The sequence below is a fragment of the Tamlana crocina genome (assembly GCF_012037625.1).
The window spans coordinates 1-344 of record NZ_JAAVJS010000567.1 but is presented as its reverse complement, the minus strand read 5'-3'; the positions used below and the strand labels follow the sequence as shown (position 1 = coordinate 344).

General features: G+C 39.2%; 1 protein-coding gene. It reads right to left on the bottom strand.

Annotated elements, in window-relative coordinates:
* A partial coding sequence (locus tag HC176_RS18065; RefSeq protein WP_280818722.1) for a Glu/Leu/Phe/Val dehydrogenase dimerization domain-containing protein occupies nucleotides 1-264 on the bottom strand: 264 nt, incomplete at its 3' end.
* Nucleotides 265-344 lie beyond the last annotated feature (80 nt).

Here is a 344-nt window from a genome sequence, read left to right as displayed (position 1 = left end):
AGCATCAACATCCACGGTTGGGTGATAGCGAAGACCTCCTTTATACGGCCCCAACGCGTTATTATGCTGCACGCGGTAACCGGTAAAGATCTCCACTTCTCCATTATCCATTTTCACGGGAAAATGTACAATGATCTCGTTGTTGGTAAGACCAAGAATCTTTTTAATATTAGGATTGAGACCCATTAGGTCGGCAGTTTTTTCAAACTGGTTAAGCACCGTATCATACATACTTTGCTTCTTCTCTTCAAGTTTTGTAATCATCATTTCTTATTCAAAAAGTTCGCAATAGGTTTTTCTTTTTTCAACATAGTTGCAGTGCGACCTGTTGTCACAATTAAAAC